This window comes from Ignavibacteria bacterium, assembly GCA_016873845.1.
Taxonomy (GTDB): Bacteria; Bacteroidota; Ignavibacteria; order Ch128b; family Ch128b; genus JAHJVF01.
The window spans coordinates 1-15,165 of record VGVX01000067.1; the positions used below are offsets into that span (position 1 = coordinate 1).

General features: G+C 36.1%; 12 protein-coding genes. 4 read left to right on the forward strand and 8 right to left on the reverse strand.

Translation table 11 applies throughout. The features are described from left to right. Positions 1-381: 381 nt before the first annotated feature. The 7 genes from FJ213_10780 to prfA all read right to left on the reverse strand — a co-directional run bounded on the left by FJ213_10780 (position 382) and on the right by prfA (position 10,875). The gene (locus tag FJ213_10780) at positions 382-1,707 is read right to left on the reverse strand and encodes a hypothetical protein (GenBank protein ID MBM4176638.1); all 1,326 of its coding nucleotides are present in this window, start codon (positions 1,705-1,707) and stop codon (positions 382-384) included. 3 nt (positions 1,708-1,710) lie between these two features. Beyond that, a complete protein-coding gene (locus tag FJ213_10785; protein MBM4176639.1) occupies positions 1,711-2,190 on the reverse strand; it encodes a hypothetical protein in 480 nt (159 codons plus the stop codon). Between the two features lie 504 nt (positions 2,191-2,694). Next, positions 2,695-5,562 carry a T9SS type A sorting domain-containing protein gene (locus FJ213_10790; protein ID MBM4176640.1) on the reverse strand — a complete coding sequence of 956 codons (2,868 nt, stop codon included), beginning with the start codon at positions 5,560-5,562 and terminating at the stop codon, positions 2,695-2,697. A gap of 194 nt (positions 5,563-5,756) precedes the next feature. After that, the gene (locus FJ213_10795) at positions 5,757-6,446 is read right to left on the reverse strand and encodes a hypothetical protein (protein ID MBM4176641.1); all 690 of its coding nucleotides are present in this window, start codon (positions 6,444-6,446) and stop codon (positions 5,757-5,759) included. Between the two features lie 11 nt (positions 6,447-6,457). After that, positions 6,458-7,996 carry a DUF3808 domain-containing protein gene (locus FJ213_10800; protein ID MBM4176642.1) on the reverse strand — a complete coding sequence of 513 codons (1,539 nt, stop codon included), beginning with the start codon at positions 7,994-7,996 and terminating at the stop codon, positions 6,458-6,460. Next, complete coding sequence (locus FJ213_10805) at positions 7,953-9,743, reverse strand: PDZ domain-containing protein (GenBank protein ID MBM4176643.1); 1,791 nt, start codon at positions 9,741-9,743, stop codon at positions 7,953-7,955. Before FJ213_10805 ends, FJ213_10800 begins: the two co-directional genes overlap by 44 nt. A gap of 58 nt (positions 9,744-9,801) precedes the next feature. Next, positions 9,802-10,875, reverse strand: coding sequence for a peptide chain release factor 1 (prfA, locus tag FJ213_10810; GenBank protein ID MBM4176644.1), 1,074 nt, complete (start codon positions 10,873-10,875; stop codon positions 9,802-9,804). A 215-nt stretch (positions 10,876-11,090) separates the two neighbouring features. Here prfA and FJ213_10815 point away from each other — a divergent pair, with 215 nt between their 5' ends. From FJ213_10815 to FJ213_10830, 4 genes are read left to right on the forward strand one after another with little or no spacing between them, the layout of a single operon-like run. Continuing rightward, entirely contained in the window at positions 11,091-11,303 is a 213-nt protein-coding gene (locus tag FJ213_10815; GenBank protein MBM4176645.1) for a hypothetical protein, read from the forward strand. 33 nt (positions 11,304-11,336) lie between these two features. Further along, the gene (locus tag FJ213_10820) at positions 11,337-11,747 is read left to right on the forward strand and encodes a GxxExxY protein (GenBank protein ID MBM4176646.1); all 411 of its coding nucleotides are present in this window, start codon (positions 11,337-11,339) and stop codon (positions 11,745-11,747) included. Positions 11,748-11,799: 52 nt separating this feature from the next. Beyond that, positions 11,800-13,617, forward strand: a complete 1,818-nt coding sequence (locus tag FJ213_10825) for a hypothetical protein (protein MBM4176647.1) — start codon at positions 11,800-11,802, stop codon at positions 13,615-13,617. Then, positions 13,617-14,366: a hypothetical protein gene (locus FJ213_10830; GenBank protein ID MBM4176648.1), complete on the forward strand. Its 750-nt coding sequence runs from the start codon at positions 13,617-13,619 to the stop codon at positions 14,364-14,366. Before FJ213_10825 ends, FJ213_10830 begins: the two co-directional genes overlap by 1 nt. Before the next feature lie 59 nt (positions 14,367-14,425). Here FJ213_10830 and FJ213_10835 read toward each other — a convergent pair. Next, positions 14,426-15,165, reverse strand: a 740-nt coding sequence (locus tag FJ213_10835; GenBank protein ID MBM4176649.1) for a hypothetical protein, incomplete at its 5' end; no start/stop codon positions are given.

The following is a 15,165-nucleotide window of genomic DNA, read 5'->3' on the forward strand; positions in this document are numbered from 1 at the left end:
AAAGGTTTTTGATTAAGGCTCCAAACCAACTCGTAGTTGCTTTGGGAAAAAAGATTACCAGAAATGAAAAGAAGAACACAAACTGTTAGAATATTTTTCATCGATAACTCCTATTAATTTATTTTTTCTATTTATGAATTCAATAATTGGAGCATGATCATTTACATTCGAGTAATATTAACTTAATTAATATGCGATATAATGTTCATTTGTGCAAATTTAAGATGGGATTTTCTTTTGAAGGAATGTTTTTTCAGTTGTTCAAGAAAATGGAGTGTGAGAAGAAATTTTGTTTTAGCAGATAGAAAGATGCCATCCATGTAAGTTAGGATGGCGTTATTTCAGATATCAGATTAACTAATCAATCCAGAAAAGATACATCTATCGCAAGTACACAAATTTCTTTGTTGAAGTAAATGAACCTGTATTCAATGGATTCACTCCGCTCACTACTAGCCGATACATATAAACTCCTGAACTTAATCCATACTTATCTGCGTTAAATTCGACTTCATATTCACCAGCTTGCTTTGGCTCGTTCACAAGTGTGGCTACTTCACGGCCCAATAAATCGAATACTTTTAGTGTTACATACTGACTTATATCAGTTTGCATTTTATCCGCCATCTGGCGGATTGCAATTTGAAATTTAATCTTTGTACTTGGATTAAACGGATTAGGATAGTTTTGAAACAATTGGAATTCAGAGATACTAATTGCATTTTCTTCTTTGATAAAAGTCAATCCACCGTTAGTAGTCATTAAAATTTGTGCATACCAATCAGAATCTTTATTTGAACCAACAGTAAACCCCTTGATACTATCAAGCATTGTGATACCCCCGATGTAACTGAAATTTCCAATTTCATTTAGCTTACGCTGTAAGATCCAATTCTTGCCACCATCTGATGTTTTCATTATAACTCCATTCCATCCGGCAACCCAGCCAATTGAATCGTTAACAAAATAAAGGGATTCGAAATTATATTTTGAAAAAGGAGTAACAGGTTTTGGTTCATACCAGGATAATCCATTATTTATTGTTTTTAATACAAGTTCGTTCTCACCAACAATATAACCGATGGAATCAATAAACTGTACGTCAGATAAAAAACCGGCATAATTCTTTGATTGCGTAAACCAACTAAGTCCTTGATTTGTGGTTTTTCTAACAATGCCGTAAGTTGCACTGTCGCCGACGGCAAATCCTATTTCATTATTTATAAATCGAATTTTCAGAAAGTAAATGTTTGATCTATCTATTATTAACCAATTACTACCACCATCGGTAGTCTTTAATATCAAGCTATCTGTGGTAATAAATCCGACAGAGGGATCGATTAAACAAATGGAAGTAATTTTTTTATTAAAAGGGAGCAATATCTTTAACCAAGTTTCTCCCTCATCATTGGATTTAAGCACTGTCCCACTATCCCCACAAATAAAAATATAAGAATCAATAAAAAAGATGTCATTCAGATTTGACAATGTACTGGACGGTATTTCTCTCCAATTGCTACCACCATTAACTGTTTTTAATATTATTCCGTTAGTTCCAGTTATCAAACCAATATTTTTATCTTTCATTCTTAATTCATAAAAAGTTTTGTTGTAAATTTTTGGTGGAATTTCGAACCATTGAGAGAAGACACCTCCTGGAGATATTATTATTAGTAAGCAACTTATTATTATAATAGACGATCTCATTATCTAATTTTCACCAACATGAATAATTGATTCACGCTCTTCAACATATTCAGCCATTGGAGGGCACCAATCGTCAATCCATAAAGATATGGATGTACTTAAATTGAATCTAAATTTATGAATGGCCCAACTTGTAAAAGTATATGGGAATGAAATTTGCTTTTCTTTCACTGCATCTGTTACTAGTTGTTCATAAATCGTCTCAGGAACTTGGTTCCCTTTCTGTACAGTTATTAGTAAATTACATTTACAAGGTTGAAGAATTTTGATATAGATGTTTATAGTTTGATTTAAAACAACGGATTGATTTGGAGTAACTTCAATAATTTTTGATACAAACCATCCTTGTTTATCTATTAAATAGGGATCATCTATATCTATTTCCCCATGATACCTGTTTAAAATTCTACTTCGATTAGAATCATTATAAATTATTACTGAATATCTTCTCGCAACAAAACCATATGGTATTTCCCCCCCCATCGTTTGGTAACCATCTTGGGTGTCTCCAATGCATTAATTCCAAGGGTCTTTCATCATTTGTTGTAAAGACTTGATCAGACTGTTTTATAACAGGTTGGCAATAGCTATCCCATAATTCTCCATTAAGTATTAAGTCCCAATAAGCAGGTTGATCTAAATAGAAATCTACATCCCAAGGATATTGACGACCTTGAGATCCATACTGAATCGCCCAAAATAAAAAGTTTGACATAATTTCCTCTTTTCTTAAAATTTACTTAAAATTTTATTTTGCTACAAGTTGAAATTAATAAAATCAACTAATCGAATTAACTCATAAATATTGTAACCCAAGGATAGTTGTTTTTTGAGTCGGTGCTTTATAATATATGTAACCGATTATAACGGAGAGATATTATAATCAATACACCAAGTGTTGGTTTGTCAAATTTTATGCTATTTCAATTTTGTCTGTAAAATAAAATCCTTGAAAATGGATTCTGGAATTTCAAGATTGCTTATGATTTATTTCATTAAAATAAACTTTTTCACTGATGTGAATGAGCCTGCATTTATCTTATACAAATACACTCCCGAACTTAATCCATATTTACTTGCATCGAACTCTATTTCAAATTCACCAGCTTGCTTTGGTTCGTTTACAATTGTTGCGACTTCACACCCAAGCAAATCGAACACTTTTAGTGTTGCATAACTATTAACTGATAACCGATAACTAATAACTGTACTAGGATTAAACGGATTCGGATAATTCTGATAAAGCCGGAATTTATCTACTATTTGTTCCTCATCACTTATGGAAGTCAGAATTTGATTCCATTTATTTTTCGCAGATTGCATATGCTGTTTGAGTGCTGTTAAATTATCGCCTGCGGCTACAGCAAATACAACACCGAGGGTATCTCCGGGATTTATCGAAAAAGGTCCGCTTGCGACAACATGCGAAACATCACCTGCACCGGCATTTGGTTTTGTAATGCCGCCGCTGAGCGATTCCCATTTTTCTGCATCTGTAAATCCATCATAAACTCCCCAACCTCCGTCACTACCTGCATTAAGAATTGAACGATAATGGTAATTCGTATGCGAAACAAGTGCAGCACCTGTATAATAAGGAGTTGTTCCTGGCTGATTGTAAACATATCCCATCTTAGCTTCGTCATCCCATCGGGAAACGTCATCAGCACCTGTAGATGCAATTAAGTCCCAATCAAAATAAAGCCCAGCATGAAAATTTGTTATTTGTGAAGGTGTTGTGTTGATGAAATTATAATGCAGCAGGACAAAATCTTCATTCGGTGAATTTACAAATGAGTAAGAATGTAAGATAGTTTTTATGCCAATTTTATTTGTCCCCGCTCCATCGTCATTAAACAATGAAGTTGTCTGTAGATCGGCTTTAGCTCCGGGCTGAAATACTTTGATCGGAGTGATCATTGTGAATTCGTTGTTTTGAATACTTCCATTGTTCCCACGTGCTCGATCAGAAATTTTTGTTGCACTTGTTCCGATTATCAAAGCTCCCTCAAATAGCAGGTTGGCGCTTGTTTTGTATTTTAATCCTTCGCCTTGAGTGTTCGTTGGATAGTTGTTGAACGCAAGATTTCCTCTGCTTCCGATTGTTACGTTAATATTATTGTTATTCGATAAAGCATAAGTTGGATTTGCAATGAATGTAATAATTTGAAAATCTGAATATGTACCATCAGTAAAAGTCAGTAAAAGACGTACGTTAAAATCAGAGCCGATTGAACTTGCCGCCTGCACAACATACGGCGATGAATAGTTGTTAAAAGTTTCTCCGGTTGATTTTACATTTGTAAAGAAAGTTGCATTACTCACAGAAACCCCGCTGCTTAATGAAGTAAGAGTAATTGAGAGGTTGGAAGTTGCTTCCAATATATTTTTAAAACTAACTCTTATTTGTGCTGATTCATTAGGTTCAAGAATTCCATTACCATTACCGAGCGGTGAAGCATCGTTGAGGGTGTAATTCAACATTCGAGCAGATTTATTTATCGAGTCCTGAAGTGCACGCCAGGCATTAATTCTTCCTTTTCCTAACTGATAATTGTAAGAAGAATTTAGGGAATAAATGTCATCACACGAGACGCGAATTTTTTCACCTACTTGTTCTGCTGAGTACGTTGGATATTTTGCTTTAACTAATCCGGCGAGTCCTGCAGCAAGAGGCGATGACATTGAAGTTCCGCTGCTGTTGATATACGTATTAGTACTCCAGGTAGAAAGGATTGAGCTCCCTGGTGCGCAAACATCGACTGAGTATCCATAATTCGAGAATCCAGATTTTCTATCATCCGATCCAGTGGAGGCGACAGATAAAACATAATTATAACCTGATGGGAAATGCTCTCCTGACGAACCAGAATTTCCCGCAGCTGCAACGACAAGACTCCCTTTAGAATTTGCATAATTAATTACATCTTGCGCTAATGATGAATAACCCGAACCGCCCCAGCTGCAGTTGATAACTTGTGCACCATTGTCAGCGGCATAAGTAATTCCCTCATAGCCATACCAGATATAAGGCATTCCGGAGCCTGGATCTTTTTGATCATCGCGTGCAGTTTTAACAGCCATGATCTTGCATTTAAATCCGAGTCCCGCGATCCCAATTCCATTGTCGGTTGCCGCAGATGCAATTCCAGCAACGTGAGTTCCATGATATGGTGCATCTTCAGCGGGATTATTATCTGCTGTGCCATTCAATCCGCCAAAATCCCAGCCGCGGATATCGTCTATGTAACCATTACCATCATCATCAACTCCATTACCCGGAATTTCATTTTTATTCATCCAGATATTTGGAGAGAGGTCGGGATGCGTCCAATAAACGCCAGTATCAATAATCCCAATCACGATTGATGAATCTCCTTTAGAAATATCCCAAGCTGTTGATGCACTTACTTTACTCAAAGCATACTGACTTGCATATTGCGGATCATTGGGAGTGAAATCGACTCTATAAACAAAGTGAGGTTCAGCGTATTCGATCTCAGGATGATGTTTTATCTTTTGAGATAAAAAGAGCGGGTCAATGTCGGAATGATAATAAACTCGGAAAATTCTATCCAGCCCTGAGATTGATTTTTCCAGTCTATTAGTTTCAGAAGGAAAAACTTGCTCTATTCGATCGATATATGCGGCATCAACAAGCTTATTCATAGATAAAATTTCATTGATTTGGCTTGCTCTATCTTTGAAACTATCTTTAAATTTTAAAGTGATAATATTCGACGCATAATACAAATCACCACTCTGTATAACATGAATTTTAACCTCGTCACTTTGTGGATAGAATGCAAGCAATATGGGAATTGAAATTAAAACAAATAGATATTTGATTTTCATATTTTTCCTTTCTTAAAGACAGCAACCATATAAGTTAGTTAAAGATACGAACTTTAGAGCCAATTTTTGGATTTGTTTAATATTAGTAAATCGTTTTTTAAGAATTTAATTCCCTTCATTTTGTTCAGACTTTGGCAAAGCTAAATTAAAATAATAGAAAATTCGTACTTACCTATAACCTCATTAATGAATTCTTATAAAAATATTCCAAGATAAACTCCAGCACGGAGTGCGAATCCGTTGAATTTCATATCCGGGACATTCGTCAAGTCAAACTCGCCATCTTGACGCCACTTGCCGTTGATAATTCCAGAGTAATCTCCGGCGATGAAAAATTTTGTGAATCCTCCATAAATATATTCAATCACAATCGATGGCTGATAGTAGAAAAAACTCATACTTAAGTTCTTGGCAGAGTTAGAACTTGGTAAAAAAACTGTATTCCATGGAATTGAACTTTGAGATTTATTTATTAAATCCAAATCGACCGAACCGCCGCCGATACCAATGTCTATTGCAAATCTCAAGTCACCAAATTTTGCAACTTCATACCCCGCTACAAATAATCCATAGCCATAATCGAGTTTGGTAATCATCTCTCCGCCAGTTATTGACGTTCTGACTTCTTTACTTCCACCAATTCCGTATCCGCCGAGTCGAATGTTGCCCAAAGTTAATCCTCCTCCTCCGCCAAAGCCAAACATTCCGCCCTCAAATTCCTTTAAACCGACTTTTTGAAATTCCAAATTTAATTCTTTCAAATTCGGATTTAGCGAGCCGAAGATAACTCCGCCCCCCATTCCTAAACTCCCGATTATACTCATTTGAGCAAATGTTATTGATGAAAATATGAGAACGAATAAAACTAAAAATACTTTCCGCATAAAAAATTCCTTTAATCTAATTTGTCAATTGCACGCTGTGTCATGCGTTTAAGGCTTCTTTCACCGTAATAATCTTTAAAATCTTCGATATATTCAAATTCTTTTTTTGCGCCTGATTTATCTCCGAGATTTACCAGACATTGTCCGATATAATACTTTGAGTATGGTTTCAGCCAATTTTCTTTTTCGGTTTTTATGCTTTGAATTTCCCGAAAAATCGGCAATGCGGTTCTGTAATTTTTGTGAGAATAATACAATGATCCGAGCATATATCTTGCATAACCGAATTCATCTGCATTAAGATCTTCTTGAAGAATTATTCTTTCAAGCTCTGCGATTGCTTTGTCTCGATCTGAAGTAATTCCATTGTTGTAAATCTGCATGATAATTTTTTGAGATGTAGTCAGCGGATGGTTAACTCTCAAAATTGCAAAGTCATTATACTTCACCTGCTGAAAATATGAGACAGCTTTTTCTCTTTGCCCAAGAAAATCACAGCTCAAGGCAATATTGTACAAAGCGTTATCACGATTTCGCCATCTATCGTCTTTCTCGGAAACTAAATTGATAAAATTCTCATAATGCTTAATTGCTTCAGTGAAATTATTTTTTAAAAAATAATATCTCCCGAGTCCTGCATTAGCGAAGTATGTCAGCTTTTTCATTTCGGGGGCTTGTATCACAGATGCGCGTGAAAAATATTCAAAAGCTTTATCGATCTTATTCAACGACATCTGAAAATTTCCCATCAGGACAAGATAAAGAGTATTAGCTGGAAATTTTTTAAGAACTGCATCAAGACTTTTTGAAGCATTCTCATCGTCGTTCTCACCCATATAGAAAAATGTCAGCCACCAAAGAGCTTCATATTTTGTATATAGACCTTTTTCATTCGCAATACGCAGATACTCTATCCCTTTCTTTTTATCTCCTTCAAATCCAAGCACGCCTGCGATCCACCGAAATGCTTTTGGCAGGCTTCCGACTACGTATGTGAATAGTCCAAGTCCCATATAAGCATCGTACATTTGCGGATTCAAAGTGATTGCATATTCAAGCGATTCGTAAGCTTCTTTTCCCTCTTTAAGAACAGAAAGTGATGGAGAACCTGGAGAGTAAAGTGATTTTATAATTCCTCGGTATCCTTTAATTCCTCCGAGATAAAAATATGTTTTTGCCTGTTCGACTTGATTTGTGTTATACTTTAAATGCTTTTCACAGATTGTTATTACATCATCAGAGGCTTTGATGAATTTATCGAAATCTTCTTTTTCACTTAACAGAAAATATTTGTAGTAATAAGTCATTGCTTTAAAAAAATGTCCTCGAGGATCAGTTGGTGCTATGGCAATCACTTGATCAAAATATTTTACCGCAGAATTTATTTTCAATCCGTACAGCTCTTCAATGCCTTGATTTGTAAGATTATGAACTCTTTCCCAGTCCACACTTTGTCCAAAAGCTGGAACAGCGAAATACATTAGCAGAAGCAATACTCGAATTTTTTTATTTACCATACAATAGTTTTTCTCTAAATCTCTTTTGCTCATACGACATGTTCTCTGAATTGACAAGCTTTGATAATTCTCTTTCTTTCAAAATTGGATTAACATGTACAGAAATTGTTTTACTTTTCCGTTTGATATAAAAAGTCACAGAGCTTTCCGCAGGAAGTTCGTGCAGGAACTGCGTTATTGAATCAATTTTTGTGTCTGAATTCTCGATTGAATTTAGTTCAAAATCATTTATTCTCAAAAGAATATCGTTCTCTTTAATCCCGGCTTTTGATGCTGGAGAATTTTCTTCTATATAATCGATGGCTGTTTCGTCACTATCGTTCAGGAAAAAATGAATTCCAAAATAAGGGCGCAATCCTTTTCGGGTCAATCCAACAAGCGAAAGAAAATAATCGTGTGGCAATTCGATAGAGGAATGAATATAGTCTTTAAAAAAATCGTGAAAATCTGTGCGGGTTAATGAGTTTATAATTGTAATCAAATCGTTTTCTGTGAAGCCGAGTTGCTTTTTCCCGTAACCTTCGTATAGAATTTTGATTACATCATCGAGTAGGAAAACGTTGTCGGTTAGCTTTCGAATTTTAAGATCGAGATAAAAAGCAAATAATGTTCCTTTCGAGTATAAAGAATAGAAAGAATTATAAGCCGCATTTGCGCTTATCTCTGCTAAACTTGAGCCACCATCCAAGTATTGAACAAATCCTGATTCTTCAATTTTATTAATGATCTCCTCCCAAAATTTTTCTTCCTTAATTATTCGATTTCTAACCATCAGCAGATTTGAATAATATTCAGTTACTCCTTCACTGAACCAAAGGAGATTTGTATTCACCGGTTCGAAGTAATTAAAAGACTGCAATTCCTTCGGACGGAGAAGCTTGACATTCCAAATGTGAAATAGTTCATGCGAGATAGTTGAACCAATAAAATTATTTCTTATATCAAGTTCATATTTCTCGATGTAGGGCAGGTAATAGACGGATGATTGCAAATGTTCAAGAGCTCCGTAAAATCCTCTGAATCGATCGGAATCTTCATTAAAATAAAACAGAAATTTATATTTTGTGATTGGTGTGTCAGAAAAGAATTTTGTTTGAGCATTGATGATTTCTTTAATCACAGCAATAGTGCTGTCGGGAAAAAAATCTTTGGATGTTTGAACAATTAGAGAAAAGTCAATTCCTGTGTGAGCAAAATCCCAGCGTTTAAGTGCATTTCCAAGCATTACTGGAGAATCTGCAAGCTCATCGTAATTTTTAGCTTTGTAACAATTAGGCGAGATTGAATCGAGGGAAGTTTCTATCGACCAGCTATCCTGCAGAAAGAACTTGACTTGAAACTCATAATTTTCATAACCGATTGGGATAAGATAAATAGCAGTCCCATTGTAATAACCGAAAGTTGAATCAAGCTCGCTCGTATCGAGAAAATCAGCATCATCAAAATCCTTAACTTGATATGATAACCGATTCAATGATTGCGCATTGTTGATCTGCCATCTGATCGAATCGAGGCGAATGATCTCAAGTTCATTATTAAGAGAATCGAATGCCTGCAAGTTCTGAATCTTCTCCCAATAATTATTTATTGAATACGAACCAGGCGACCAGACAGGAATTCCAAATGTAATTGTTTGGGAATCGATCATTGGAGTGTGAAGTTCAATTTCGAAAATTTCAGATTTAGGATTTGAAATACTTATGTGGTAATTAAAAAAGACTTCCAATTGAGCGACAGCAAAGGAATTAAAAACAAAAATTGATAGGAAAATTCGAATCATTAAAGCTTGATAATTTTGATGTGCAAACGAATCTGCCCTAAGTTTGTTCCTTAATTGCTCAAACTTGCAGCCCTTGCTGTAGCTTTTCCGTTCTGTCTGCTAATTTTATTTTTTCAATTAATTCTTCAAGACTTCCATCAATGATTTCTGAAAGATTGTAGAGAGTTAATCCAATTCGGTGGTCAGTTATGCGATTCTGCGGGAAGTTGTATGTTCTAATTTTATCGCTCCTGTCACCCTTGCGTACCATTGAACGGCGCTGTGCCGCGACTTCTTTGTTCTGCTCTTCGAGCTGTCTATCGTAAAGCCGCGCTCTTAAAACTTTCATTGCTTTCTGCCGGTTCTTAAGCTGTGAGCGTTCGTCCTGACATTGCACAACAATTCCTGAAGGAAGGTGAGTAATCCGAACTGCAGTTTCGACTTTGTTTACATTCTGTCCGCCAGCTCCGCCGCTGCGGTAAATGTCAATCTTCAAATCGTTCTGGTTAATTTCAACTTCAACATCTTCAACTTCAGGCAGCACTACAACCGATGCCGCAGAAGTATGAACTCTTCCGCTTCCTTCGGTTTGCGGAACACGCTGAACACGGTGAACACCGCTTTCAAATTTCATTTCGCCATAAGCTCCATCGCCCTGTAGAGAAAAAATAACTTCTTTAAATCCGCCGATGCCTGTATCGTTCATATCGATCAGCTCAACTCTCCATCCTTTTTGTTCGGCGTAACGAGTGTACATTCTGAAAAGATCAGCCGCAAATAATGCAGCTTCTTCTCCGCCGGTGCCTGCACGAATCTCAACAAAACAATCTTTTGAATCATTTGGATCTTTTGGTAAGAGAAGGATTTTTAATTCTTCTTCGAGATGTGCTAGTTTAGATCGAAGTTCTTCTAATTCCGATTCTGCTATTGTAGTGAGTTCATCATCCATGCCTGAATCAATAATCTCAAGATTACCGTCAATGTCCTTCTGAACGGTTTTATATTTTTTGTAAATATCGACTACTTCTTCGAGCTCGGCACGTTCTTTATTGAGCTTAACATATTTCTGCTGATCCATTACGGTTTGAGGCTTCATCAATTCGTCATTTATCTCATCGAATCGAAGAATTATTTTTTCTAAATTATCGAACATATTTCCTTTTTGATTTCTCAATTCAAATATAGAAAAGTGTAGGTCTAAATAAAAGACGGCAAGTAATGCAGAATTGAAATAAAAAGTGTATAAAGTAAGTGCAAAAACTTTATGAACTTTAAGAACCTTACAAACCCTACCAACTTTATAACTAATGTCACTCGAAACTATAAGTTGATTTTATTAAATTGTTTCAAAGAATAACGGAGTAAAAGATGGCTCTAAGCAAAGAGTTGCTTGATGTATTATGCTGTCCCGAGACAAAAGCAGATTTAGTTTTAGAAGGAAACTTTTTGGTATCGACAGATAAAGCTACACGCCGCAGATATCGAATTGAAGATGATATCCCAATTATGTTAGTTGAGGAGTCGGAAGTTTTGTCTGAGGAAGATTGGCGGGAGGTTATGGAGAGGCACGGTAAGATATAAACGCCAAAAGGCCAAGGATGCCAAGCTGCCATGATGGATAGAAAGTTAAGTGAACCGAGTGCGTATGTAGATGAATTAGCGAGAAATGTAATTTCAGCTGCTATTGAAGTTCATCGAAATCTTGGACCTGGTTTTTTTGAAGCCGTTTATGAAGAATCTCTATGTGTAGAATTAAAATCGAGAAATATTTTCTTCGAAAGACAAAAGAAATTTGATATTTACTTTAAGGATTCGTTAGTTGGAGAGGGAAGAATCGATCTTTTAATTGATAATAATTTGATCGTTGAATTAAAAGCAGTTGAAGTGCTTGCTCCAATTCATTTTGCACAAGTTACTTCGTATCTTAAAGCTATGAAATTACAATTAGCTCTATTAATAAATTTCAATGTTCCACTTTTAAAAGAAGGAATTAAAAGAATTATAAATTCTATTCACTCAAAATAGATATTCTCTTGGCTTCTTAATCCTCTTGGCTTCTTGGCGTTTCAAAAATATTATGCTGGATCTAAACAAAATACTCAAAGAAAAAATCTTGCTCTTCGACGGAGCAACGGGCACAAGTATTCAGAATCAAAATCTTAACGCTGACGACTTCGGTGGAAAAGAATTTGAAGGATGCAACGAATATCTCTGCGTAACGAAACCATCTGCTGTCAAAAAGGTTCACGTAGATTTTCTCGAAGCTGGTGCAGATATCATCGAAACAAATTCTTTCGGTTCAACTCCATTAGTTTTGAACGAATATAATCTTGCACATCTAAGCTATGACCTAAGTAAAAAATCTGCTGAGATTGCCAAGCGACTTGCTAATGAGTACTCTATGAACCAAAAACCAAGATTTGTTGCCGGCTCGATTGGACCCGGTACGAAACTTCCATCGCTTGGGCATATTTCTTTTCGTGAATTAGAAAAATCTTATTACACTCAGATTTCGGGATTAATTGATGGCGGAGTCGATTTGCTTTGCATTGAGACTTGTCAAGACCTCCTTCAAACTAAATCTGCGCTTTCCGCCGCGATGAAAGTCTTTCAAGAAAAGAAAGTTAAACTTCCTGTGATTGTTTCTGTTACAATCGAGACAACTGGAACGATGTTAATGGGTACAGACATCTCTGCCGCATTAACAACATTAGAACCATATGAAATAATCGACGTCATTGGAATGAACTGCGCAACTGGACCAAAAGAGATGAGCGAAAGTGTTCGGTATCTCTGTCAAAATTCTCCTAATCCAGTTTTAGTAATGCCGAACGCAGGTCTGCCAGAAAATGTTGATGGAATTGCGTGTTATCATTTATCACCTGAAGAACTTCAAAGGTGGATGATTCATTTTGTGAATGATCTTGGAGTAAATATTATCGGTGGATGCTGCGGAACAACATCCGAGCACATTAAAAAATTGAGTAACAGCATTGAGGGCTTGACTCCAAAAGCACGAAGCTGGGAGTATCAACCGTCGGTATCAAGCATTTATTCAAGTCAAACTTTGCATGTTGATCCCGCGCCGGTTTTAGTCGGTGAACGATGCAATGCAAACGGCTCAAAACAATTTCGTGAGCTTTTGCTGAAAGATGATTATGACGGAATGGTTCAGATGGCGAAGGATCAAATCAACGACGGAGCTCACATTCTTGATATTTGCGTTGCTTACGTCGGCCGAGATGAAAGAAAAGACATGATCGAGTTCGTGAAGCGATTAAATACCCAAGTAAATCTCCCCTTAATGTTCGATTCAACCGAAGTTGAGGTTATTGAAGCTGCGCTTGAACATTACGCCGGGAGATCAATTATTAATTCTATTAATCTTGAAGATGGGGAAGAGCGGCTTTCAAAAATTTTACTTCTTGCGAAGAAATTTGGCGCTGCAGTAATTGCACTAACAATAGATGAAGAAGGAATGGCAAAAACCGTCGAGAAAAAATTATCAATCGCAAGAAGAATTCGAGATATTGCAGTCAGTAAGTATGGATTGAGAGAAGAAGATTTGATTTTTGACACTCTTACTTTCACTCTTGGAAGCGGCGATGAGGAATTTCGAAAATCTGCTGTTGAAACAATCGAAGCCATCCGCGAAATAAAAAAAGAAATTCCAAATGCAAAAACTCTGCTGGGAGTTAGTAACGTTTCTTTCGGATTGAACCCGCAAACGCGTCATTCACTCAATTCAGTTTTTCTGTACAACGCTGTTCAAGCGGGACTTGATATGGCAATTGTTCATGCAAGCAAAATCATGCCGTTGAATAAAATCGATCCCCGCGGAAGGGAGCTTTGTGACGAATTAATTTTTGATAAAAGAAAATTTGAGGCGGCTTAATGCAGTTTAAAAATGAAATTAATGAATCGAGAATAACGAGAAACAATAATTTGCTGTTAAAATTCATGATATTTATTCTTTGCGTATTTCTGCCGGATCTTGCATTCCCTACAGGGGCTTGCTGTGTGATAGGAAAGGGGAATGCAAATAAATTTGCACTGTCACTATCGGCATCAATGGCGAAGAATCACGAAAACATCAATGATGAAATATATGATCTTTCTCAGTATGCCTTTCTTTTAAAACTAAATTATCCAGTTATTAAAAACATTACGTTTCAAGTACAAGCAGGATTTCCAATTAGTACATCGTTAGAAAATCAGAATAAGGAATCCTTCAGAGGTAAATCAGGCTGGAATATTGGAATTTCTGCGGGTTATCTCCTTCCTGAAGTTGTAAATGATTTTGAGTTATTTTTAGCTGCAGGTTATGCAGTTACAAAAAGCTTCTTGAATAAAGAAAAAGGAAGGGAATTTGTCAATAAAGAAATGAAAGTCTCTGAATTTCAAGCAGTGTTAATTGGTGAATATAAAGTGATCAATGATTTATTTTTGTTCACGGGATTAAGAATTTATGGAAGTAAGATAGAACTGAAAGAAGAGCTTAACTCCAAAAGCGGCTCGCATTTGGGGAGTTTGGGATATTTTTTCGGACTACGCTACTCCATGAGTGAAAAATTTGATCTAGCTCTTGAAAGCAGTTTCGGCCATACAAATCTGGGCGGTATTGGATTGATCTTCTATTTATAAATCTGAGTCCTTTTTTAAAAAGAAATCGATATATAATTACCGAATTCGATACAAATCTTTTAATAAACCAAATATTTTTTCTGCAGAGTAATTAACGTTACTTCCGGAGTAGAATTATAACGAATTGGTGCAAGCGACATTCCGAGTCCGCGATTAACAATCACTAACAAATCCCCGAACCAAAAATCACCTCTTACATATTTTGTCTCAAACAGAGTGGGAGAAAGATTGTAGAATGGAAATAAAAAAGTTATTTGCCCGCCGTGCGTATGTCCGGATAAAAACAAATCATAATTATTTGTGGCCGCTGAATCAATCAAAGATTTACTTGGCTGATGTGAAACCAAAATTTTAACTGAATAATTATTCAGCGAATCCATTAATATTTCGAGCACATCATTATTTGGTCTATCAACGTAGGTATTGGTAATGAATGAAATCAAGATTTCCGCATCATTAATGCGAATTTTTTGGTTGCCATTATCTATCATGCTAATATTATTTCTTTCAAGTGCAGATCTTATTTCCTCTTTACTTTTTTTAAAATCTGTACGAAATGCCCAATTATCATGATCACCAACACATGAAAACGTTCCATACCTTGAGCGAATGCGTCCCAGCAGTTCTGATGATAGCTCAATGAATCGAGGAGTTGTTGTAATGATATCGCCGGCTATTAAAACTAAATCCGGCTGAGTGAAGTTGACTTTATTTACAAAATTCGTGATTCGGTTTTCATCTGTAAATCTGTCAGCTTGAATATCGGCAATAAACGTAATTTTAAAACCGTCAAGTTCCA